Origin of the sequence: Pseudomonas sp. URIL14HWK12:I5 (genome assembly GCF_900176445.1) — a bacterium.
GTDB classification, from domain to species: Bacteria; Pseudomonadota; Gammaproteobacteria; order Pseudomonadales; family Pseudomonadaceae; genus Aquipseudomonas; species Aquipseudomonas monteilii.
This window is the reverse complement of the sequence record NZ_FWXQ01000001.1, coordinates 36866-57799: the sequence shown is the minus strand read 5'-3', so window position 1 is coordinate 57799 and position 20934 is coordinate 36866. Positions and strand designations below refer to the sequence as shown.

The 20934-nt window shown below is 62.8% G+C and carries 21 protein-coding genes and 1 pseudogene; 12 read left to right on the top strand and 10 right to left on the bottom strand.

Features of this window, described 5'->3' with window-relative positions:
• Positions 1-34: 34 nt before the first annotated feature.
• Genes B9A31_RS00280 through B9A31_RS00260 form a run of 5 tightly spaced genes read left to right on the top strand, consistent with a single transcriptional unit; the run spans position 35 to position 3918 of the window.
• Positions 35-772, top strand: coding sequence for an SURF1 family protein (locus B9A31_RS00280; protein WP_027614788.1), 738 nt, complete (start codon positions 35-37; stop codon positions 770-772).
• Entirely contained in the window at positions 741-1322 is a 582-nt protein-coding gene (locus B9A31_RS00275; protein WP_025754204.1) for a hypothetical protein, read from the top strand. Before B9A31_RS00280 ends, B9A31_RS00275 begins: the two co-directional genes overlap by 32 nt.
• 9 nt (positions 1323-1331) lie before the next feature.
• The gene (locus B9A31_RS00270) at positions 1332-2411 is read left to right on the top strand and encodes a COX15/CtaA family protein (RefSeq protein ID WP_084296577.1); all 1080 of its coding nucleotides are present in this window, start codon (positions 1332-1334) and stop codon (positions 2409-2411) included.
• Entirely contained in the window at positions 2396-3289 is an 894-nt protein-coding gene (gene cyoE, locus B9A31_RS00265) for a heme o synthase (protein ID WP_019099212.1), read from the top strand. Before B9A31_RS00270 ends, cyoE begins: the two co-directional genes overlap by 16 nt.
• On the top strand, positions 3286-3918 hold the full coding sequence (locus B9A31_RS00260; RefSeq protein ID WP_084296576.1) for an SCO family protein: 633 nt from the start codon (positions 3286-3288) through the stop codon (positions 3916-3918). Before cyoE ends, B9A31_RS00260 begins: the two co-directional genes overlap by 4 nt.
• Before the next feature lie 67 nt (positions 3919-3985).
• On the opposite strand, the gene B9A31_RS00255 is transcribed toward B9A31_RS00260, so the two are convergent.
• From B9A31_RS00255 to B9A31_RS00245, 3 genes are all read right to left on the bottom strand, one after another.
• A complete protein-coding gene (locus tag B9A31_RS00255) occupies positions 3986-4756 on the bottom strand; it encodes a MetQ/NlpA family ABC transporter substrate-binding protein (RefSeq protein ID WP_016712836.1) in 771 nt (256 codons plus the stop codon).
• Between the two features lie 64 nt (positions 4757-4820).
• Positions 4821-5492, bottom strand: a complete 672-nt coding sequence (locus B9A31_RS00250; protein ID WP_010951513.1) for a methionine ABC transporter permease — start codon at positions 5490-5492, stop codon at positions 4821-4823.
• The gene (locus B9A31_RS00245; protein ID WP_019099210.1) at positions 5492-6499 is read right to left on the bottom strand and encodes a methionine ABC transporter ATP-binding protein; all 1008 of its coding nucleotides are present in this window, start codon (positions 6497-6499) and stop codon (positions 5492-5494) included. The genes B9A31_RS00250 and B9A31_RS00245 overlap by 1 nt, the downstream gene beginning before the upstream one ends.
• 226 nt (positions 6500-6725) lie before the next feature.
• Here B9A31_RS00245 and katE point away from each other — a divergent pair, with 226 nt between their 5' ends.
• Entirely contained in the window at positions 6726-8861 is a 2136-nt protein-coding gene (katE, locus tag B9A31_RS00240; protein WP_019099209.1) for a catalase HPII, read from the top strand.
• A 113-nt stretch (positions 8862-8974) separates the two neighbouring features.
• Here katE and B9A31_RS00235 read toward each other — a convergent pair whose 3' ends face one another.
• From B9A31_RS00235 to zur, 4 genes are all read right to left on the bottom strand, one after another.
• A complete protein-coding gene (locus tag B9A31_RS00235) occupies positions 8975-9682 on the bottom strand; it encodes a PA5502 family lipoprotein (protein ID WP_019099208.1) in 708 nt (235 codons plus the stop codon).
• A 127-nt stretch (positions 9683-9809) separates the two neighbouring features.
• Entirely contained in the window at positions 9810-10592 is a 783-nt protein-coding gene (gene znuB, locus B9A31_RS00230; RefSeq protein ID WP_084296575.1) for a zinc ABC transporter permease subunit ZnuB, read from the bottom strand.
• Positions 10585-11358 (bottom strand): zinc ABC transporter ATP-binding protein ZnuC, encoded by a 774-nt coding sequence (gene znuC, locus B9A31_RS00225; RefSeq protein ID WP_019099206.1) that lies wholly within the window; start codon positions 11356-11358, stop codon positions 10585-10587. Before znuC ends, znuB begins: the two co-directional genes overlap by 8 nt.
• Entirely contained in the window at positions 11355-11840 is a 486-nt protein-coding gene (zur, locus tag B9A31_RS00220) for a zinc uptake transcriptional repressor Zur (RefSeq protein ID WP_084296574.1), read from the bottom strand. The genes znuC and zur overlap by 4 nt, the downstream gene beginning before the upstream one ends.
• 18 nt (positions 11841-11858) lie before the next feature.
• Between zur and B9A31_RS00215 the strand changes: the two genes are divergently transcribed.
• Complete coding sequence (locus B9A31_RS00215; protein ID WP_084296573.1) at positions 11859-12815, top strand: zinc ABC transporter substrate-binding protein; 957 nt, start codon at positions 11859-11861, stop codon at positions 12813-12815.
• A gap of 112 nt (positions 12816-12927) precedes the next feature.
• Here B9A31_RS00215 and B9A31_RS00210 read toward each other — a convergent pair whose 3' ends face one another.
• Together B9A31_RS00210 and B9A31_RS00205 are read right to left on the bottom strand one after the other, a co-directional pair.
• On the bottom strand, positions 12928-13878 hold the full coding sequence (locus B9A31_RS00210; RefSeq protein WP_016712843.1) for a homoserine kinase: 951 nt from the start codon (positions 13876-13878) through the stop codon (positions 12928-12930).
• 69 nt (positions 13879-13947) lie between these two features.
• Positions 13948-14235: a DUF2782 domain-containing protein gene (locus tag B9A31_RS00205; RefSeq protein ID WP_013970316.1), complete on the bottom strand. Its 288-nt coding sequence runs from the start codon at positions 14233-14235 to the stop codon at positions 13948-13950.
• 75 nt (positions 14236-14310) lie between these two features.
• Here B9A31_RS00205 and polA point away from each other — a divergent pair, with 75 nt between their 5' ends.
• Positions 14311-17058, top strand: coding sequence for a DNA polymerase I (gene polA / locus B9A31_RS00200; RefSeq protein WP_025754201.1), 2748 nt, complete (start codon positions 14311-14313; stop codon positions 17056-17058).
• Between the two features lie 412 nt (positions 17059-17470).
• Here polA and yihA read toward each other — a convergent pair whose 3' ends face one another.
• On the bottom strand, positions 17471-18103 hold the full coding sequence (gene yihA / locus B9A31_RS00190) for a ribosome biogenesis GTP-binding protein YihA/YsxC (protein ID WP_019099202.1): 633 nt from the start codon (positions 18101-18103) through the stop codon (positions 17471-17473).
• Positions 18104-18304: 201 nt separating this feature from the next.
• Between yihA and B9A31_RS00185 the strand changes: the two genes are divergently transcribed.
• The 4 genes and pseudogenes from B9A31_RS00185 (at position 18305) to B9A31_RS00170 (ending at position 20907) form a co-directional block, all read left to right on the top strand.
• Positions 18305-18607, top strand: a complete 303-nt coding sequence (locus B9A31_RS00185; RefSeq protein WP_016712845.1) for a c-type cytochrome — start codon at positions 18305-18307, stop codon at positions 18605-18607.
• A gap of 31 nt (positions 18608-18638) precedes the next feature.
• On the top strand, positions 18639-19256 hold the full coding sequence (locus B9A31_RS00180) for a c-type cytochrome (RefSeq protein WP_016712846.1): 618 nt from the start codon (positions 18639-18641) through the stop codon (positions 19254-19256).
• A gap of 151 nt (positions 19257-19407) precedes the next feature.
• Complete coding sequence (gene dsbA, locus B9A31_RS00175; protein ID WP_019099201.1) at positions 19408-20040, top strand: thiol:disulfide interchange protein DsbA; 633 nt, start codon at positions 19408-19410, stop codon at positions 20038-20040.
• A gap of 34 nt (positions 20041-20074) precedes the next feature.
• Positions 20075-20907: pseudogene (locus B9A31_RS00170) on the top strand (endonuclease/exonuclease/phosphatase family protein).
• Positions 20908-20934: the final 27 nt, after the last annotated feature.

Genomic DNA, 20934 nt, shown 5'->3' with positions numbered 1-20934 from the left:
ATGCGGTGATGTGGATAAGTATAGCGAGGCGCCCGTGAGGCCGTTTCGCCCAGGCTGGGTACCGACCCTGGCGATGCTTGCGCTGCTGCCGGGCCTGATAGCGCTTGGCTGCTGGCAACTCGGCCGTGCCGAGGAAAAGCGTACGCTGCTGGCCAGCTATGCCGAACGGCGAATCGAAGCCCCGATCGCCACGGCCCAGCTCGTATCAAACGAAGACAACGCCTTCCGCCGCGTTCACCTCTATGGCCGCTTCGACGCCGGGCACAGCCTGTTGCTGGACAACCGCATGCGCGACGGCCAGGCCGGTGTGGAACTGCTGCAACCCTTCCATGACCAGGCCAGCGGCCTGTGGCTGCTGGTCAACCGCGGCTGGCTGCCCTGGCCAGACCGCCGCGTGCCTGTGCATTTCGATACCCCTTCCCAGGCCATGGCGCTGGACGCTTCAGTGTACGTATCACCCGGCAGCACGTTCCAGCTGCATCCCGACCCGGAAGGCGGCCAATGGCCGCATCTGCTCACGGCCGTTGATGCCGCACAGCTCTGGCCGCAACTGGACCGCGAAGGCTACGCCCATGAGCTGCGTCTGGAACCAGGCCCGGCAGCCTATCGCCTGGATTGGCCAGTAGTCGCCATGGGCCCGGAAAAACACCTGGGGTACGCCGTGCAGTGGTTTGCCCTTTCTGCCGCATTGGTTCTGCTCTACCTCTACTTTGGCTGGCACCACAACAAGGAGAAACGCCATGGCCACCGCCACTCCACTGGACGTGCCTGAACGTGGCAAACCCAGAGCCCGCGGGCGTTTGCAGCTATTACTGATTTTGCTGGTGGTGCTCGGGCCGATGATTTTGGCCACCAGCATGTACAAACTTCAGTTCTGGGTGCCGGATGGCCGCAGCTACCACGGCGCCATGATCGGCAATGGTGAAAGCCGTGCCGATATCGGCGTGGCGGGTGAGGACGAGCGCTGGCAGCTGCTGGTCAGCGCGCCTGAGGCCTGCGCCGAGGACTGCCAGCGCCTGGTGTACCTGGCCCGGCAGATCCAGGTCGGCCTGGGCCGCGATGCCAGCCGCGCCAGCCATGCGCTGGCCGCCGCCCAGCCGCTGAGCGCCGACTACCAGGCGCTGCTTGGCCGTGAGTACCCGCAACTGCAACGTTACCCGCTGGATGCCCAGCACTACCTGCAGAAGGTTGGCGAGCCTGGCCCGCAGCTGTGGATCGTCGACCCGCACGGCAACCTGGTGCTGCGTTACGACGGCAAGGTCAACGGCAAGCATGTGCTGGACGATCTGCGCCACCTGCTCAAGCTGTCCAACATCGGCTAGGAGCCTGCCATGGCCAGACCTGGATTCCGCTTGGCTGTATTCGCCACCCTGCTGGCACTGCTGGTCGTCCTGCTCGGTGCCTATACCCGCCTGACCCACGCCGGCCTGGGCTGCCCGGACTGGCCAGGTTGCTACGGCTTCATCAGCGTGCCCAAGAGCGAGGCCCAATTGGCCCATGCCGAGCTGCACTTCCCCGATCACCCCGTGGAAGAGGCCAAGGGCTGGGCCGAGATGGTCCATCGCTACTTCGCCGGCACGCTGGCCGTGGTGATTGCCCTGCTCGCCTTTCAGGCGGTGCGCCGGCATGCCCGCGATGGCCAGCCCTATCGCCTGCCTGTGTTGTTACTGGGCGTGGTGCTGGCCCAGGCGGCTTTCGGCATGTGGACAGTTACCCTGAAGCTGTGGCCACAGGTGGTTACCGCGCACTTGCTCGGCGGGTTCACTACGTTGAGCCTGCTGTTCCTGCTATCCCTGCGTCTATCCCGGGCTTTTGCGCCATTGCCCAAGTTGCCGTTGAGCTTGCGCCGGATCGCTGCATTGGCCCTGCTGGTGGTGATCGGCCAGATCGCCCTGGGCGGTTGGGTCAGTGCCAACTACGCAGCGGTCGCCTGCATTGACCTGCCCACTTGTCATGGCCAGTGGTGGCCGGCGGCGGACTTCAGCAACGGCTTCCATCTGACCCAACACGTCGGCCCCAACTACCTCGGCGGGCAACTGGACAGTGATGCACGCACGGCCATCCACATCAGCCACCGGCTGGGGGCATTGTTGGTGACTTGCGTGCTTTTGATGCTCAGCTGGAAGCTGCACCGCTGTGGCCTCCCCGGTCTGGCGCGGCTGGTACTGTTGGCGCTGGCCCTGCAAGTGGGCCTGGGCATCAGCAATGTGTTGTTCCACCTGCCACTGGCGGTGGCTGTGGCGCACAACGCGGGTGGGGCGATGTTGCTGCTGAGCATGGTGCTGGTGAACTACCGCATTCGCGTGGTCGACAAGTTGCGCGTGGGTGTCGGCCACGGCTGGCGCCTGCGGCCGGTGGCCGGCGTGGGCACTTCCCTTCACATGAGGAACGATTCGTGGCGACGCTTCTGAGTGCACGGCGGGCCAGCTGGCGCGATTACCTGGAGCTGACCAAGCCCAAGGTGGTGGTGCTGATGCTGATTACCTCGCTGGCAGGCATGTTCCTCGCCACCCGGGCCGGGGTGAGCTGGAGCGTGCTGCTGTTCGGCAACCTGGGCATCGGCTTGTGTGCAGGTGGTGCAGCGGTGGTCAACCATGTGGTGGATCGGCGCATCGATGCGCTGATGGCCCGTACCCACAAGCGGCCCCTGGCCCAAGGCCGGGTCGAGCCACTGCCCGCACTGTCGTTCGCCTTGGCGCTCGCAGTGTTGGGCATGGCGCTGCTGCTGGTGTTCACCAACGCCCTGACCGCCTGGCTTACCCTGGCGTCCTTGCTTGGCTATGCGGTGCTCTACACCGGCTTTCTCAAGCGTGCCACGCCACAGAACATCGTCATCGGTGGCTTGGCCGGCGCCGCCCCGCCGCTGCTCGGCTGGGTGGCCGTAAGCGGCCATGTCAGCGCCGAACCCTTGCTGCTGGTGCTGATCATCTTCGCCTGGACGCCACCGCACTTTTGGGCCTTGGCCATCCACCGCAAGGAGGAATACGCCAAGGCCGATATCCCGATGCTGCCGGTGACCCACGGCGAGCGCTACACCAAGCTGCATATCCTGCTGTACACCCTGGTATTGCTGGCGGTCAGCCTGTTGCCGTATGCCATCCACATGAGCGGCCCGCTGTACCTGGCCTGTGCCCTGGCGCTGGGCCTGCGCTTCCTGCATTGGGCCTGGGTGTTGTACCGTGGCAGCCGGCCGCACGCGGCGATCGGTACCTTCAAGTACTCTATCGGCTACCTGTTCGCGCTGTTCATCGCGTTGCTCCTCGACCACTACCTGTTGCTGAACCTATGACCCGAACCCAGAAAACCGTCTTTATCCTCGTTGCCTTGGTCGCGCTGATCATGGGCCTGACTGTCAACAAGGTGCTCAATGGCCGCGACCAGCCCAACCCTACCGAGCTGATCGACGCCGGCATCATCCTGCTGCCGCAGAGCCGTACCGTGGCGGATGTGACCATGACCAACCAGGACGGCCAGTCAGTGCGACTGGATGACCTGAAGGGCAAATGGTCGCTGCTGTTCTTTGGCTACACCTACTGCCCGGACATCTGCCCGACTACCTTGGCCCAGTTGCGCCAGGTGAAGAGTGAGCTGCCCAAGGAAGCCGTTGACCGGCTGCAGGTGGTGTTGGTGAGTGTGGACCCGAACCGCGACACGCCTAACCAGTTGAAGCAATACCTGGGCTATTTCGACAAGGACTTTGTCGGGGTGGCGGGGTCGATCGAGGATACCCAGAAGTTGGCTAATGCCTTGAGCATTCCGTTCATTCCGGCCGATACCAGCAAGCCGGGGTATACCGTGGATCACAGCGGTAACCTGGCGGTTGTGGGGCCGGATGGGCGTCAGCGTGGTTTCATTCGTGCGCCGTTCAACAACCAGAAGCTGGTGGCGCAGTTGCCCGGGCTTGTGAAGCGGGATTGAGATTTCGAGCCTGCTTTGCAGGCCTTGTGCCGCGAAAGGGCCGCAAAGCGGCCCCGGGGATTTCGGATCAGAACGCCGGAACCACAGCGCCCTTGTATTTCTCGACGATGAACTGCTTCACCTCAGGCGAGTGCAGCGCAGCGGCCAGTTTCTTCATGTCTTCCGAGTCTTTGTTGTCCGGGCGGGCAACCAGGATGTTCACGTAAGGCGAGTCGCTGCCTTCGATGGCCAGCGCGTCCTTCTCCGGGTTCAGCTTGGCTTCCAGCGCGTAGTTGGTGTTGATCAGGGCGGCATCGACCTGGGTCAGCACGCGCGGGATGGTGGCCGCTTCCAGCTCACGGAACTTGATGCTTTTCGGGTTCTCGGCAACATCCTTCACGGTGGACAGGATGTTCTTGTTGTCCTTCAGCTTGATCACACCGGCCTTGTCCAGCAGCAGCAGGGCGCGGCCGCCGTTGGTGGCGTCGTTGGGGATGACCACGGTGGCGCCGGAAGACAACTCGTCCAGCTTCTTGATCTTGGTCGAGTACACGCCCAGCGGCTCGATGTGCACGCCGGCTACGCTCACCAGTTGGGTGCCCTTGGCCTTGTTGAACTCATCCAGGTACGGCTGGTGCTGGAAGAAGTTGGCGTCCAGGCGCTTTTCGGCCACCTGCACGTTCGGCTGGATATAGTCGGTGAACTCCTTCACCTTCAGCTCCACGCCCTCTTTCGCCAGCTGTGGTTTGACGAAGTTGAGGATCTCGGCGTGCGGCACCGGGGTGGCGGCAACGGTCAGGGTATCGGCGTGGGCCGAGAAGGCCGCGACAGCGGCAGCGACAGCAAGCAGCTTCTTCATCAATCACTCCTTGTGAGGGCCGCGACGGCCCCCGAACGGGTCGGCCGGGCCGACCCCATTGGGGTTACTTACGGGAAAAATGCACGACCAGTTTGTCGCCCACGCTCTGCAGTACTTGAACCAGTACCAGCAGCAATACCACGGTCACTACCATTACATCGGTCTGGAAGCGCTGGTAACCGAAGCGAATCGCCAGGTCGCCCAGGCCACCGGCACCGACCACACCGGCCATGGCGGTGTACGACACCAGGGTGATGGCCGTTACGGTGATGGCCGCGAAGATGCCCGGGCGGGCTTCCGGCAGCAGCGCACTGGTGATGATCTGGCGGGTGGTGGCGCCCATCGACTGGGTAGCTTCGATGATGCCGCGGTCCACTTCACGCAGGGCCGTTTCCACCAGGCGCGCGAAGAACGGCGTGGCACCTACCACCAGCGGCGGAATGGCGCCGGCAACGCCCAGCGAGGTGCCGGTGATCAGTACGGTGAACGGGATCATCACGATCAGCAGGATGATGAACGGCAGCGAGCGCAGGATGTTCACCACCAGCGACAGCAGCGCATACACGCCCTTTTGCTCGAACATCTGCTTAGGCCCGCAGAGGAACAGCAGCACGCCCAGCGGCAGGCCCAGCAGCACGGTGAAGAACAACGAGCCGAACAACATGATCATGGTATCGACGGTGGCCAGCCAGATTTCGGCCCAGTCGACGTTTGCAAAGAAATTCAGGGCGTCCATCAACGCAGTACCTCCATATGTACGTCAGCTGCCTTGAAGCGGGCGAATGCCGCTTCCATGTCACCGCCGATCAGGGCGAGGGTGAGCTGGCCATAGGGGACATCCTTGATGCGGTCGATACGCCCGGCGAGGATGCTGTAGTCCACACCGGTTTCGCGGGCCACGGTGCCCAGCAGCGGCGCGTAGGTGGCGTCGCCCTGGAAGGTCAGGCGCACGATACGGCCTGGTACATGGGCGAAATCGTCGCGCTGTTCGCCTTCGTCGACTTGCTCGTCCTCCTGGACAAAGCGCTTGGTGGTGGGGTGCTGCGGGTGCAGGAACACATCGGCCACCGAGCCTTGCTCGACGATCTGGCCGGCGTCCATCACTGCCACGCGGTCGCAGACACGGCGGATCACGTCCATTTCATGGGTGATCAGCACGATGGTCAGCTTCAGCTCACGGTTGATCTCGGCCAGCAATTGCAGGACCGAAGCCGTGGTTTGCGGGTCGAGGGCACTGGTAGCCTCGTCGCACAGCAGGATCTTCGGGTTGGTGGACAGGGCGCGGGCGATGCCGACGCGCTGCTTCTGGCCACCGGACAGCTGCGCCGGGTACTTTTTGGCGTGGTCTTGCAGGCCTACACGGGCCAGCAGCTCGGTGACACGTTTGTCGATTTGGCTGCGCGACAGCTCGCCGGCCAGGGTCAGTGGCAGGGCGACGTTGTCGGCGACGGTCTTGGAGGCCAGCAGGTTGAAGTGCTGGAAGATCATCCCGACCTGCTGGCGGAAGCCGCGCAACTGGCTGGCGTTGAACGCGGTGACGTCTTCGCCGTCGACGATGATCTTGCCGCCGGAGGGCTCTTCCAGGCGGTTGATCAGGCGCAGCATGGTGCTTTTGCCGGCGCCGGAATGGCCGATCAGGCCGAACACCTGGCCATCTTCGATGGTCAGGCTGGTCGGATTCAGTGCGGGGATTTCCCTACCGGCAACGCGGTAGGTTTTATGTACCTGTTGGAACTCGATCACGTAGCGAACCTTGTGGGGCGCATGAAATTTGGGTCAGCGGTTAGCTGGGGTCGCGCATTTTAGCCTTTTCCCATAGCTGTTCTTAGCATTTATTTCGTAATGCACCAATCCATCGGGCATATCGCGACAACCGGTAATCCTGATTGAACGCTCGGCAAAGCCTTCCAGTCACTAGTTGAACAAGCCCGCAACGGGCACGCCTGAAGACTGATGAGGAGAGACGACCATGCCCAGCAAGAAAACGGACGCGCCCAAGCAGAGTGAAGCCGCTGGCACCCAGACCCCGGACCGGGCCAATACCAATGCCAAGTTGCAGAGCCTGGAAACCTTCCGCAGCGACGCTACCGGCCAGGCCCTGCGCACCAACCAGGGCGTGAAGATTGCCGACAACCAGAACAGCCTCAAGGCTGGCGCACGAGGGCCGTCGCTGCTCGAAGACTTCATCATGCGCGAGAAGATCACCCACTTCGACCATGAGCGCATCCCGGAGCGCATCGTGCATGCCCGTGGTACCGGGGCGCACGGCTACTTTCAGAGTTATGGCAACCATGCGGATCTGACCAAAGCCGGTTTCCTGCAAGATCCCGACAAGATCACACCGGTGTTTGTACGCTTTTCCACCGTGCAAGGTCCCCGTGGTTCGGGGGATACCGTGCGTGATGTGCGCGGTTTCGCGGTCAAGTTCTATACCGACGAAGGTAACTTCGACCTGGTCGGCAACAACATGCCGGTCTTCTTCATCCAGGATGCCATCAAGTTCCCCGATTTTGTGCATGCGGTCAAACCCGAGCCGCATAACGAGATTCCTACCGGTGGCTCGGCCCACGATACGTTCTGGGATTTCGTTTCGCTGGTGCCGGAGTCGGCCCACATGGTGATGTGGGCCATGTCCGACCGGGCTATCCCGCGCAGCTTGCGCATGATGGAAGGCTTTGGCGTGCATACCTTCCGCCTGATCAACGCCGAGGGCGTGGCCAGTTTCGTCAAGTTCCACTGGAAGCCGCGCCAGGGCGTGCATTCGCTGCTGTGGGACGAGGCGCAGAAACTGGCGGGCAAGGACACTGACTTCCAGCGCCGTGACTTGTGGGAGGCGATCGAGACCGGCGATTACCCGGAATGGGAACTCGGCGTGCAGATCGTGCCGGAGGCCGACGAGCACAAGTTCGACTTCGACTTGTTGGACCCGACCAAGATCATTCCGGAAGAGCTGGTGCCCGTAACGCCCTTGGGCAAGATGGTGCTGAACCGTAACCCGGACAATTTCTTTGCCGAGGTCGAACAGGTGGCGTTCTGCCCAGGCCATATCGTGCCTGGAATCGACTTTACCAATGACCCCCTGCTACAGGGCCGGCTGTTCTCGTACACCGATACCCAGATCAGCCGCCTGGGCGGGCCGAACTTCCACCAGATCCCGATCAACCGCCCGGTAGCGCCTAACCACAACAACCAGCGTGATGCCCTGCACCAGCACGTCGTGCACAAGGGGCGGGCGTCCTACGAGCCAAACTCGATCGACGGTGGTTGGCCAAAGGAAACCCCGGCAGCGGCGCAGGACGGTGGTTTCGAGAGCTACCAGGAGCGTATCGATGCGCACAAGATTCGTCAGCGCAGCGAGTCGTTCGGTGATCACTTCTCGCAAGCCCGGCTGTTCTTCCAGAGCATGAGCCCGACCGAACAGCAGCACATCATCAAGGCTTACAGCTTCGAGTTGGGCAAAGTGGAGCGCGAACATATCCGCGCCCGGGAAGTGAATGAAATTCTCGCCAATATCGATTTGAAGCTGGCGGCGGCAGTTGCAGCCAACCTGGGCCTGCCTGCGCCGAAAGCGGGTACGGTGCAGGTGAAGGGCAGCCAGCTGGCGCAATCACCGGCCTTGAGCCAGATGAACCACCCAGGTTCGGTGGGTATCAAGGGGCGCAAGATTGCCGTGCTGGTGGCCAATGGCGTGGACGCTGCAAGCGTGGACAAACTGATCAAGGCCCTGGAAGCGCACAGTGCCCGGCCGATGCTGTTGGGGCCGACCTCGGCGCCGGTAAAGGCGACGGATGGCAAGCAACTGCCGGTGGAGGCATCGATGGAGGGGATGCCATCGATCATGTTCGACGGGATTGTCGTGCCATCAGGTAAGGCTTCGACGGATGCCTTGGCAGCCAGCGGGCTAGCCAAACACTTCTTGCTGGAAGGCTACAAGCACCTGAAGGCTATGGTGTTGACCAAGGAACTGGCGACCGGCCTGGGACTTAAGGAAGACAAGGGCTTGCTGCTGGCGGATGACCAAAAAGCCGTGGATGCCTTTGTCAAAGCGGTTGAGGGGCATCGGGTGTGGGAGCGGGAAGCTGCTGCGGAGGCTGTGCCGGCCTAAGGGGCTGCTTTGCAGCCCATCGCCGGCAAGCCAGCTTCCACAGGTACTGCGCAGGGCTTGGGGTTGTGCACTACCTGTGGGAGCTGGCTTGCCGGCGATAGGGCTCTAAAGTTTTATTGCGGGTGCGGCACCAAAACCACTTGGGCCGGCAGCGAGCGCTGAATTTCATGCTTCTGCTTCAGCTCGAAACCACTGTCGATCTTGCGCACGCGTTTCTCCAGCAAGGTCTTCAGCCAAGGGGCATCGTCCGTACGCGGCACCTGGAACACCACTTCGCAGCCATAGCTCACCACGTCGGCGGCAATGTCATCGAGCTGGCGGCGCATGGCGCGGCTGTCGGTGGTCTTCAAGGCCACCACCGTGCTTGGCGCTGTAGGGTCGATGATGCGTGCCTTGGGCTTCGCTTCAGCAGCTTTCAAGGCAGCTTCTGCCTTCTCCAGCTCGGCCTTGCGTGCCTGGGACAGGGGATCGCCACCGGTCACCGCCGGGGCTTGCGGCATCAGTGCACGGGCACGGGCCAGGGCGGTAGCTGCTGCGTTCACATCGCCCTTTTGCAGGACGATCTGACTGCGTTGCAGATAGGCTTCGGCCAACTGACGCTGGTATTGCTCCAGGCGCGCGTCATCCGGCGACTGGGCCTGAAGGGCTGCCAGCTGGTCTTCGGCGGTGGCCAGCTCATTGCTGGCGATGTTTTGTTGCAACTGCTGCCAGGCATCGGCTTGGGCAGGTACAGCGGCCTGTTCGACCGGCGCGCTGGAGCAAGCAGCCAGGAACAGGGAAAACGCGGCAACAAGCAGATAACGGGAGGCGAACGGCTTCATTCCTGCGACTCTCTATTTGCGCAAAAAGCGAGCAAGTCTACACCCAGGTGCGCACGCTCGAAAACAGGTCTTACAGACCCTTTACCCGGCAAAAGGTTGCAAGGCGTGCCATCACACGCCCTGTCTTTCAGCGTTTTGGCAGGGCCAGGCTCAGCAAGAATAGCACCGCAGCGCAGACCACGATCGACGGGCCGGCGGGGGTATCCTTGAACCAGGACATGGCCAGGCCACCGCAAACGGCGGTAACGCCGAGCAGGCTGGCGCCCAGGGCCATCTGCTCGGGGGAGCGTGCGTGACGTTGCGCCGCAGCGGCGGGGATGATCAGCAGCGAAGTGATCAGCAATACACCGACGATCTTCATGGCGACGGCAATCACCACTGCAATCAGCAGCATCAATGCCATGCGCAGGCCCGCAACGGGCAGGCCTTCGACCATCGCCAGTTCTTCGTGCACGGTAACTGCCAGCAACGGCCGCCACAGCACGGCGAGCAGCAGCAGGACCAGCGCACTGCCGCCGAGAATCCAGGCGAGGTCGGTGGTGCTGATGGCTAGCAGGTCGCCGAACAGGTAGGCCATCAGGTCGATGCGCACATCGTGCATGAAGCTCAGTACCACCAGGCCCAGCGACAGGGTACTGGGGGCGAGGATGCCCAGCAGCGTGTCGGAGGCCAGCGGTTGGCGCTGTTGCAAGGTGACCAGCAGGATTGCCAGCAACAGGCAGCCCACGGTTACCGCCAAGGCCGGGCTTACGTCCAGCACGAAACCCAGTGCCACGCCCAGCAGCGCGGCGTGGGACAGCGTATCGCCGAAATACGCCATGCGCCGCCACACCACGAAAGAGCCGAGTGGGCCCGCAACTACTGCCAGGGACAAACCCGCAAGCAAGGCGTAAAGAAGAAAATCAGCCATGCTTGCAGTGCTCTCCGTGAACATGGGTGCCGGGGGCGACGACCGAGCCGTGCAGGTCGTGGCTGTGGTCGTGATGGTGGTGGTAAACGGCCAGGCTCGGGGCGTTCTGGCCGAACAGTTCGACGAAGGCCGGGTCGTTGCTGACTTGCTCCGGGTGGCCCGAGCAGCACACGTGGCGGTTCAGGCACACCACCTGGTCGGTGGCGCTCATCACCAGGTGCAGGTCGTGGGACACCATCAGCACGCCGCAGCCGTGGCGGTCGCGCAGGCGGGTGATGAGGTTGTACAGCTCGGTCTGGCCGACCACATCCACGCCCTGCACCGGCTCGTCGAGCACCAGCAACTGAGGTTCGCGCAGCAGCGCACGGGCCAGCAGCACGCGCTGCATCTCGCCGCCGGAAATAGTCTGGATCGGGCTGTCGATGACCTGCTCGGCACCCACTTCCTGCAACGCCGACAAGGCTGCCGCGCGGTCTACGCCGGGCACCAAGCGCAAGAAGCGCAGCACCGACAGCGGCAGTGTGGCATCGACCTGGATCTTCTGCGGCATGTAGCCAATACGCAGTTTCGGCTTGCGCCACACCTTGCCGCGATGCGGCTTGAGCAACCCGAGCACGGCGCGCACCAGGGTGGTTTTGCCCGCCCCGTTGGGGCCGATCAGGGTGACGATCTGGCCGGGTGCCACCGACAGGTCGATGCTGTCGAGTACCGCCTCGCCGGCAAAGGTAACGCCCACCTGTTCCAGGCGGATCAGCGCATCGCTCATGCCGCGCTCCGGCAGTTGCCGCACAGGCCGACCACTTCTACGGTCTGGGTCTCGACCATGAAGCCCACGCCCTTGGCGCTGTTGATGATGGCCTCGCTGATGCTGCTTTGCTCCAGCTCGATGGCCACATGGCAGGCCCGGCAGATCAGGAACTGGCTTTGGTGCACGTGCTCGGGGTGGCTGCAGCCGATGAAGGCGTTGAGCGAGGCGATGCGGTGCACCAGGCCGTTTTCCAGCAGGAAGTCCAGCGCGCGGTACACCGTAGGCGGGGCGGCGCGGCGGCCGTCCTGCTCGCTGAGCACGGCGAGGATGTCGTAGGCGCCCAGCGGCTTGTGGCTTTGCCACACCAGTTCCAGCACACGGCGGCGCAGCGCGGTCAGGCGCAGGCCCTGGCGGGTGCACAAGGCGTCGGCTTCAGCCAATGCGCTGTGTACGCAATGGGAGTGATCGTGAGGACGGTTGGCCAGCGGCGTGATGGACATGGGCAGCGACGGTTCTGGATGGAGACGTTATTATGTTACCTGTTTCTGACGACTCGAGTATCCACCGTGTCCCGATTCCTAGCCCTGTTTGTCGCTTTCATCGCATTTTCTGCCCAGGCCGATGTGCGTGTGCTCACCAGTATCAAACCCCTGCAGCAGATTGCCGCCGCCGTGCAGGATGGCGTTGGCAGCCCTGACGTGCTGTTGCCGCCAGGCGCTTCACCCCACCACTACGCGCTGCGCCCTTCCGACGTGCGGCGGGTAGGCGATGCCGACTTGCTGTACTGGATCGGCCCGGACATGGAGAACTTCCTGCCACGGGTGCTGGGCAGCCGCAGCAAGCCCACGGTGGCAGTGCAGTCGCTGACGGGCATGAAGTTGCGTCATTTTGGCGAGGACAGCCACTCCCATGAGGAAGAGGATCACGACGACCATGACCACGATCACCGCCCGGGCAGCCTCGATGCACATTTGTGGCTGTCGTCGGTCAATGCGCGGGTGATCGCGGCGAAAATGGCCGCTGACCTGGCTCAGGTTGACCCGGCCAACGCTGCCCGCTACCAGAGCAACCTCAAGGCGTTCGATGAGCGCCTGGATGCGATGGATGGGCGAATCAAGGCGCGAGTGGCCAGTATTGCCGGCAAGCCGTACTTCGTGTTCCACGAAGCGTTCGACTACTTCGAGGCCGAGTACGGCCTGAAACACACGGGCGTGTTCAGCGTGGCCTCCGAGGTGCAGCCGGGCGCGCAGCATGTTGCTGCCATGCGCAAGCGCCTGCAGGAAGTGGGTAAAACCTGTGTGTTCAGCGAACCGCCGCTGCGACCACGACTGGCCGAGACCCTGACCGCCGGGTTGCCGGTGCGCCTGGCCGAGCTGGATGCCTTGGGCGGTACCGACCCGGTGGATGGCAAGGGCTATGAGCGCTTGCTGGAGAAGTTGGGCGGTGACCTGGTTGGGTGTCTGGAACAGCTGTAAGCCTGTTCCGGCCTATTCGCGGGTAAACCCGCTCCCACAGAGATAGCGCTAGTCTCAAGCCTATCGCTGTACCTGTGGGAGCGGGTTCACCCGCGAAGAAGCAGACCCGGTATCAGAGGGCGAACGGCAGGTGCAAAGCCACCTGCTGGCGCTGTGCCAGACGCACCTCGAACTCGCTCGGGTCATGGATCATCACATCCATCCCGGCAAACGATTCCGCCGCAATCAGGCGCGACAGCCAGAAGCGCACGCACCCTACCCGCAACATTTCCGGCCACAGCTCGGCCTCGGCCGCCGTGAACGGCCGCAGCGCCGCATAGGCCGCCAGCAGCGCCTGGGCGCGTGGCACATCGATCGCGCCGTGTTCATCCAGGCACCAGTCGTTCACGGTGATGGCGATGTCATACAGCATCGGCCCCGAGCAGGCGTTGTAGAAGTCGATCACACCGGTCAGGTGGGTGCCTTCGAACATCACGTTGTCGCGGAACAGGTCGGCATGCAGGTTGGCCCGTGGCAAGGCCAGGATCTGCGCCTTGTGCGCGGTGATTTCATCCAGCGCCGGCTGCAGCAGCGCGGCTTGCCCGGCAGTCAGGCGTGGCAGCAGCTCGGCACCCGAGGCCAGCATCCAGTCCAGGCCACGGTCGGTGCGGCGCTCGATGATGTGCTCGCGGGTGGCCAGGTGGATGTGCGCCAGCAGCTCGCCGACCTGGGCGCAGTGCTGGTTGTTCGGCGCTTTGATGTGCTTGCCCGACAGGCGTGGTTGCAACAGCGCAGGCTTGCCGCACAGCTCGCGCAGGCCATTGCCGTCGCGGTCACGAATGGCATAGGGCACCGGCATGTCGGCAGCGTGCAGGGTGTCGAGCAGCTCGATGAAGAACGGCATGTCCTCGCTCGGCCCACGCTCGATCAGCGTCAGGACGAACTCCCCCTGTTCGAGGCTGACGAAGAAATTGCTGTTCTCGGTGCCGGCGGCAATGCCCTGGAAGTCGAGCAAACGGCCCAGCTCGTACGGCGCCAGAAAGGTTTCCAGCTCAGGCCGGGTCACGGGGGTGAAGACTGACATGATGAAAAATTGCCCATACGGGCACTTCCGCCGGGAAGTGCCGGGTTGATGTGAACGGTGCGCGTCAGATTACCACTCGAAGATCTTCCAGGACGGAATCAGCATGTCCGGCTGGTCGGAACGAATGAAATTGCCATCAGAGCCATCGGCGCGTACCAGGAAATAAGGCTTGCCGTTTTTCGGCGTGATCTTGATCGCATACAGGAAGCCGTTCTGCCGGTATTCCTGGATGGTTTTGTCGCCTTCCGTGCGAATGGTCACCTCGGGATCGGCCGAGGGGGCGTCGTCCGCCGCCAGGGTAACGACAGGCATGGTTGCCAACAGGCCGAGCAGTAACAGGCGATTGAGTGTACGCATGATAACCTAGTCCCTTTGTCGTCAATGATTCTGGCTATTCTAGCGCCGGACCCGTCGAAAAGGTTGATTCTGCTCATGAGCCAAGCGCCCCTCGTCCTGGTGGACGGTTCCTCCTACCTGTACCGCGCTTTCCACGCGCTGCCGCCGCTGACCACGTCCAAGGGCATGCCGACCGGTGCGGTGAAGGGTGTGTTGAACATGCTCAAGAGCCTGCGCAAGCAATACCCCGACAGCCTGTTCGCGGTGGTGTTCGACGCAAAAGGCGGCACATTCCGCGATGCCATGTTCGCCGAGTACAAGGCCAACCGCCCCAGCATGCCGGACGACCTGCGCGTGCAGGTCGAGCCGCTGCATGCCAGCGTGAGGGCGCTGGGCTACCCGTTGCTGTGCGTCGAGGGTGTCGAGGCTGACGACGTCATCGGCACCCTGGCCCGCAGCAGCGCGGCCCAAGGGCGCCCGGTGATCATCTCGACCGGTGACAAGGACATGGCGCAGCTGGTGGACGGGCACATTACCTTGGTCAACACCATGACCGGAAGCGTGCTGGACGTGGCTGGCGTGCACGAGAAATTTGGCGTCGGCCCGGAACACATCATCGACTTCCTCGCCCTGATGGGCGACAAGGTCGACAACATTCCAGGCGTGCCGGGTGTGGGCGAAAAGACCGCCGTGGGCCTGCTGACCGGCATCGGCGGCGGCCTCAGCGACTTGTACGCCAACCTGGACAAGGTCCCGGCGCTGGCCATTCGCGGCGCCAAGACCTTGCCGGCCAAGCTGCAAGAGCACCGCGATGCGGCGTTCCTGTCCTATGAACTGGCCACCATCAAGGTCGACGTGCCGCTGGATGTCGAAGTGGATGCGCTGGTGTGCGGCGAGCCGGACCGTGAAGCGCTGCTGGCGCTATACACCGAGATGGAGTTCAAGAGCTGGGTCGCCGAGGTGCAGCGTGACGCGGCCAAGGCCGGTGATGACGTGGCACCGGTAGAGGCGCCAGCCGCCAAGGCCGAGCCCAGGTACGAGACCATCCTCGACCAGGCCCGTTTCGATGCCTGGCTGGAGAAGCTGCGCCAGGCGCCGTTGTTTGCCTTCGACACCGAGACCACCGGCCTGGACGCCCAGCAGGCACAGCTGGTTGGCCTGTCGTTCGCCGTCGAGCCACATGAAGCAGCCTATGTGCCCTTGGCCCACGATTACGAAGGCGCGCCGGCCCAGCTGGACCGCGAGGCCGTGCTGCTCGCCCTGAAGCCGCTGCTGGAAGACCCGGCCAAGGCCAAGGTCGGGCAGAACGCCAAGTACGACATCAACATCCTGGCCAACGGCTCGCCTGCCATCGACATGCGCGGCGTGGCGTACGACACCATGCTCGAGTCGTATGTGCTGAACTCCACGGCTACCCGCCACGACATGGACAGCCTGGCGCAGAAGTACCTCGACCACACCACCATCGCCTTCGAGGATATCGCCGGCAAGGGCGCCAAGCAGCTCACCTTCAACCAGATCCACCTGGACAAGGCCGGTCCGTATGCCGCCGAAGATGCCGACATCACCCTGCGCCTGCATCACGCCCTGCAAGCGCGCCTGGCGCAGACGCCGAGTGTGCAGCCGGTGCTGATGGACATCGAAATGCCGTTGGTGCCGGTGCTGGCCAAGATCGAGCGCCAGGGTGCGTTGGTCGATGCCGCACTGCTGCAGGTACAGAGTGGTGAACTGGGCGTGAAGATGGCCGAGCTGGAACAGCGCGCCTATGAGCTGGCCGGTGAGGAATTCAACCTCGGCTCGCCCAAGCAGCTGGGTTCGATCCTTTACGACAAGCTGGGCATGCCGGTGCTGAGCAAGACGGCCAAAGGCCAGCCATCCACTGCCGAAGCCGTGCTCGACGAGCTGGCCGTGCAAGGCTACCCGCTGCCAGAAGTGCTGATGCAGTACCGCAGCCTGAGCAAGCTCAAGAGCACCTACACCGACAAGCTGCCGGGCCAGATCAACCCGCGCACCGGGCGTATCCATACCTCCTACCAGCAGGCGGTAGCTGCCACCGGCCGGCTGTCGTCCAGCGACCCGAACCTGCAGAACATCCCGATCCGCACTGCCGAAGGCCGTCGTATTCGTCAGGCCTTCATTGCCAGCCCCGGTTACAAGCTGCTGGCGGCGGACTATTCGCAGATCGAGCTGCGCATCATGGCCCACCTCGCCAAGGACGAAGGTTTGTTGCACGCCTTCCGCAATGACTTGGACGTGCACCGCGCCACGGCGGCGGAAGTGTTCGGTGTGGCCCTGGAAGACGTCACAACCGACCAACGCCGCAAGGCCAAGGCCATCAACTTCGGCCTGATCTATGGCATGAGCGCCTTCGGCCTGGCCAAGCAGATCGGTGTCGACCGCAAACAGTCGCAGGATTACATCGACCGTTACTTCGCCCGCTACCCGGGCGTGCTGGCCTACATGGAGCGCACCCGCGCCCAGGCCGCCGAGCAAGGCTTTGTCGAAACCCTGTTCGGCCGCAGGCTGTACCTGCCGGACATCAACGCCAAGAACCCGGCCCTGCGCAAAGGCGCCGAGCGCACGGCGATCAACGCGCCGATGCAAGGCACCGCGGCCGACATCATCAAGCGGGCCATGGTCAATGTGGACAACTGGCTGAGCGAGAGCGGGCTGGATGCCCGGGTGATCCTGCAGGTACACGACGAACTGGTACTTGAGGTGCGTGAAGACCTGGTTCAGCAGGTGAAAGATGAAATTCGCCAGCACATGAGCAAGGCGGCGGAACTGGATGTGCCGCTGCTGGTGGAAGCAGGAATTGGCGCGAATTGGGACGAAGCTCACTGATTGAGCGGGGAAAGCTGTGTAGGATCTGCGACGTAGTGACGCGGATCCTGGCACCGCTCAGTGCCATGGGTGCTGAAGTTTCATGAAACTATCGCAAATAGTTTTCAAGGCTTTGGAACTAAACCGGTGAAGCGGAACTCAGAGTAACTGAATGGCTGGTGAAGCCCTTCGATGCTCCTATGTTGTGTTAAGTGTTGGCAGATATCTGGACCCCGCCCTAGCGGTCCGGACTTGGACCCCGAACTTCCCCCTCCCCATACGAAGTCCGGGGTTTTTTTTGCCCGGAATTTGACTTGAACCTGGCGAAGTACACTGTGGGAGCGGGCTGGCCCGCAAACCTGGGCGAAGCCCAGGCCATGCTCCGCGCTGGAATCTTCGCGGGCAAGCCCGCTCCCACAGAGATGCTCTAGTCTTAGGCTACCGGCTTGTCTTCCAGCTCCATCCAGTCTGCCAGCACCCTGTAGGCGTCTTCCACGCCCAGGCGCTTGGGCGCCGAGAACAGCTGGATGGTCACGCCATCACCCCAGCCCTTGCGGATTTCCGACTGCACTTTGAGCAGGGTGTTCTTGCCCGCGCCGTGGGTCAGCTTGTCAGCCTTTGTCAGCAGGATGTGCATCGGCATGCTGCTGGCCTTGGCCCAGTCGAGCATCATTTTGTCGAAGTCGGTCATCGGGTGGCGCACGTCCATCATCAGGATCACGCCACGCAGGCACTCACGGCTGCCCAGGTAGGCTTCCAGGTGTTTCTGCCAGTGCTGCTTGAGCGGAATCGGCACTTTTGCATAACCGTAGCCAGGCAGGTCGACCAAACGCCGTTCATCGTCCAGACTGAAGAAATTCAACAGCTGGGTGCGCCCGGGGGTTTTCGAGGTACGCGCCAGGCTGGCATGAGTCAGGGTGTTGAGGGCGCTGGATTTGCCGGCGTTGGAGCGGCCGGCGAAAGCCACCTCGTAACCCTGGTCGTCCGGGCATTGTTCGACCTTGGCTGCGCTGAGGGCGAATTTGGCTTTCTGGCAGAGGCCGAGGATGGGGTTCTTGACTTGCATGGGATATCCGATGTGGGTGTTGCCTGACTCTGAAGGCCCGAGCCTGGCAAGCGGTGTCGTTTCCGTTTGGATGGCGGAAGTATATAATGCCCCAGTTTTTGTGTGCTCATTCTCCCAGCGAAGGGGAAGGAGCATGGGGTGTCGAACAATAGCTCGCGCAACAGAACGCAGCGCGGCCCCCAACCCTGAAGGTCGTTCCGCATGGCGAAATGGCTGCTTGCTGTCGGTATGTTCCTGCCGGTTTTCAGCGCACAGGCTACACAGGATCCCGAGGTGTTGTACAACCGCACGTGTGCGGCCTGTCACACCGGGCAGTTGCCACAGGCACCCAGACGGGGTGACCGGGCAGCATGGGAGCCAAGGCTGGCGCAAGGCATGGAGGTACTGGTGAAGCACGTGACCCAGGGTTTCAAGGCTATGCCGCCGCGTGGATTGTGCATGGACTGCAGTGCCGAGGACTACCGTTTGGTCATCCTTTGGATGAGCGGCAGTCCCGATACATAACATTTCACCCTTAGCCGTGTTGGATTAGCTGATGAACAAACTAGTCGTGAGTCTGCTGTTGACCCTGGGTGTCGCAGGTGCGGCCACTGCTGCGCAACCTATCAAAGGCGATGCCGCCGCCGGCCAGGCCAAGACGGCCGTTTGTGGCGCCTGCCACAACCCCGACGGCAACAGCCTGGCACCGAACTTCCCTAAATTGGCCGGCCAAGGCCAGCGTTACCTGGAAAAACAACTGCACGACATCAAGTCGGGCAAGCGCACCGTGCTGGAAATGACCGGCATGTTGGCCGCGTTCAGCGACCAGGACCTGGCTGACATTGCCGCCTACTTCGCCAGCCAGAAAGGCAGCGTGGGGGCCGCCGATCCCAAGCTGGTCGAGCGTGGCCGTGCGCTGTTCAACGGCGGCGACCTGGAAAAAGGCATGCCGGCCTGCACAGGCTGCCACTCACCGAATGGCGCGGGCATCGCCCTGGCTGGCTTCCCGCACCTGGGCGGGCAGCATTCGCAGTACGTGACCAAGCAGCTCACGGACTTCCGCGAAGGCAACCGCACCAACGATGGCGATGCGATGACCATGCGCACCATCGCCGGCAAGCTGAGCAACCACGACATCGAAGCGTTGGCCAGCTACATCCAGGGCCTGCATTAACTTTCAGTTAATGTTGTAGGCCAATGATGAAAGGGCGGCCGGGCCGCCCTTTTTTCAGTCCGCAGCCGTTACACTACAGAACTCGAGCCCTTCCCGGCCTGTCCTAGTGCAGGTCGCGTCGTGGCGACCCATGACTGCTCAGGAGTAAAGCATGCGTAAACTGATTCTCAGCGCTGCGCTGGTCGCCGCCAGCGTGTTCGGTATGACTGCCGTCCAGGCCGCCGAGCCTGTCGCCGGCAAGGAATACATCGAGCTGAGCAACCCTGTTCCGGTTTCCGTGCCTGGCAAAGTCGAAGTGGTCGAGCTGTTCTGGTACGGCTGCCCACATTGCTACCACTTCGAACCGGTCATCAACCCATGGGTCGAAAAACTGCCCAAGGACGTCAACTTCAAGCGCGTACCGGCCATGTTCGGCGGCCCATGGGACGCCCACGGCCAGATGTTCCTCACCCTCGAAGCCATGGGCGTCGAGCACAAGGTTCACGCGGCGGTGTTCGATGCCATCCAGAACCAACACAAACGCCTGACCGACAAGAACGACATGGCCGACTTCCTCGCCACCCAAGGCGTGGACAAGGACAAGTTCCTCGCCACCTTCGACTCATTCGCCATCAAGGGCCAGGTCAACCAGGCCAAAGAGCTGGCGAAAAAGTACGAAATCACCGGCGTACCGAGCATGGTCGTCAACGGCAAGTACCGCTTCGACCTGGGCACCGCTGGCGGGCCGGAAGGCGTGCTGAACGTTGCCGACCAGCTGATCGACAAGGAGCGCGCCGCTAAGTAAGCGGCGTAACCCATGCCCCGCTTCCGAGCCACGCGTGGCATTGGCCTGCACCAGCCGCAGGTCAACGAGCATCACCTGCAGGCCTCTGGCCTGCCCGAGGATGGTCGGCTGCGGCTGCTCAGTTTCAATATTCAGGTTGGCATCAGCACCGAACGCTACCGGCATTATCTGACCCGCAGCTGGCAGCACTTGCTGCCGCATAACGGGCGTGCCGGCAACCTGCAGAAAATCGGCGAACTGCTGGGCGACTTCGACCTGGTGGCCTTGCAGGAAGCCGACGGTGGCAGCCTGCGCTCGGGTTACATCAACCAGGTCGAGCTCCTGGCTCAATTGGGGGCCTTCCCCTACTGGTACCAGCAACTCAACCGCAACCTCGGGCGTTTCGCCCAGCACAGCAATGGCGTGCTCAGCCGCCTGAAGCCGCAGGTGCTCGAAGACCACCCGTTGCCAGGCCCGGCCGGCCGTGGGGCGATCCTGGTGCGTTTTGGTGAGGGCGAGGATGCGTTGATCGTGGTGATGATGCACCTGGCGCTCGGCGCCAGGACGCGTGCCCTGCAACTGGGTTATATCCGCGAGCTGATTGGTGGTTATCGTCATCAGGTGCTGATGGGCGACATGAACACCCATGCCACCGACCTGCTGGAGCACTCGCCGCTGCGCGACCTGGGCCTGATTGCCCCGCAAGTCGAGGCCACCTTCCCCAGCTGGCGACCACAGCGTTGCCTGGACCATATCCTGCTCAGCCCAAGCCTCACGCTGGAGCGTGTCGAGGTGCTGGCGCGGCCAATTTCCGACCACCTTCCCGTTGCAGTCGAGATTCGATTGCCTGATGCATTGACTGTGGATACGCTGCCGGTCTTGAGCTAATTGCCATCACCGTTTGCGGACCCGGGC

Coding starts and splice junctions, on each gene's coding strand:
- B9A31_RS00275 (WP_025754204.1), top strand. CDS start 741: ATGGCCACCGCCACTCCACTGGACGTGCCTGAACGTGGCAAACCCAGA.
- B9A31_RS00270 (WP_084296577.1), top strand. CDS start 1,332: ATGGCCAGACCTGGATTCCGCTTGGCTGTATTCGCCACCCTGCTGGCA.
- B9A31_RS00260 (WP_084296576.1), top strand. CDS start 3,286: ATGACCCGAACCCAGAAAACCGTCTTTATCCTCGTTGCCTTGGTCGCG.
- B9A31_RS00255 (WP_016712836.1), bottom strand. CDS start 4,756: ATGAAGAAGCTGCTTGCTGTCGCTGCCGCTGTCGCGGCCTTCTCGGCC.
- B9A31_RS00250 (WP_010951513.1), bottom strand. CDS start 5,492: ATGGACGCCCTGAATTTCTTTGCAAACGTCGACTGGGCCGAAATCTGG.
- katE (WP_019099209.1), top strand. CDS start 6,726: ATGCCCAGCAAGAAAACGGACGCGCCCAAGCAGAGTGAAGCCGCTGGC.
- B9A31_RS00235 (WP_019099208.1), bottom strand. CDS start 9,682: ATGAAGCCGTTCGCCTCCCGTTATCTGCTTGTTGCCGCGTTTTCCCTG.
- znuB (WP_084296575.1), bottom strand. CDS start 10,592: ATGGCTGATTTTCTTCTTTACGCCTTGCTTGCGGGTTTGTCCCTGGCA.
- znuC (WP_019099206.1), bottom strand. CDS start 11,358: ATGAGCGATGCGCTGATCCGCCTGGAACAGGTGGGCGTTACCTTTGCC.
- zur (WP_084296574.1), bottom strand. CDS start 11,840: ATGTCCATCACGCCGCTGGCCAACCGTCCTCACGATCACTCCCATTGC.
- B9A31_RS00215 (WP_084296573.1), top strand. CDS start 11,859: ATGGAGACGTTATTATGTTACCTGTTTCTGACGACTCGAGTATCCACC.
- B9A31_RS00210 (WP_016712843.1), bottom strand. CDS start 13,878: ATGTCAGTCTTCACCCCCGTGACCCGGCCTGAGCTGGAAACCTTTCTG.
- B9A31_RS00205 (WP_013970316.1), bottom strand. CDS start 14,235: ATGCGTACACTCAATCGCCTGTTACTGCTCGGCCTGTTGGCAACCATG.
- polA (WP_025754201.1), top strand. CDS start 14,311: ATGAGCCAAGCGCCCCTCGTCCTGGTGGACGGTTCCTCCTACCTGTAC.
- yihA (WP_019099202.1), bottom strand. CDS start 18,103: ATGCAAGTCAAGAACCCCATCCTCGGCCTCTGCCAGAAAGCCAAATTC.
- B9A31_RS00185 (WP_016712845.1), top strand. CDS start 18,305: ATGGCGAAATGGCTGCTTGCTGTCGGTATGTTCCTGCCGGTTTTCAGC.
- B9A31_RS00180 (WP_016712846.1), top strand. CDS start 18,639: ATGAACAAACTAGTCGTGAGTCTGCTGTTGACCCTGGGTGTCGCAGGT.
- dsbA (WP_019099201.1), top strand. CDS start 19,408: ATGCGTAAACTGATTCTCAGCGCTGCGCTGGTCGCCGCCAGCGTGTTC.